1 pseudogene is annotated in these 452 nt (G+C 64.8%); it reads right to left on the reverse strand.

Going from position 1 to position 452, the window contains the following annotated elements:
* Positions 1-2 precede the first annotated feature (2 nt).
* Positions 3-452, reverse strand: a pseudogene (locus J1M64_RS19295) (toprim domain-containing protein); the annotation flags it as partial.

Raw genomic sequence — 452 nt, forward strand, 5'->3', positions numbered from 1 at the left:
TCTCAGATATCGAGGAACCGCACGTCCTTGGCGTTGCGCTGGATGAACGAACGCCGCAACCGCGGACGAGCTGTTCAGCGTCCTGATGGGTGAGGACGTCGAGAGTCACCTGCTTCAGCGTGCGGGAGCCCGGGTCCATCGTCGTGTCCCACAGCTCGCGGAAGTTCATCTCGCCGAGGCCCTTGAACCGCTGGATGTCGTCCGGCTTGGCGTTCGGCTTCTTCTGCTGACGCAGCTCGATCAGGCCGTCCCGCTCCCGGTCGGAGTAGGCGTACTGGGCGTCGTCGCCGCGCTTGTTCCACTTGATCTTGTAGAGCGGGGGTGCGGCCAGGTAGACGTGACCCAGCTCGACCAGCGGCCGCATGAAGCGGAACAGCAGGGTGAGCAGCAGCGTCTGGATGTGCTGGCCGTCCACGTCGGCGTCGGCCATCAGCACCACCTTGTGGTAGCGC

The organism is Dietzia sp. KRD202, assembly GCF_017168155.1.
GTDB lineage: Bacteria > Actinomycetota > Actinomycetes > Mycobacteriales > Mycobacteriaceae > Dietzia > Dietzia kunjamensis.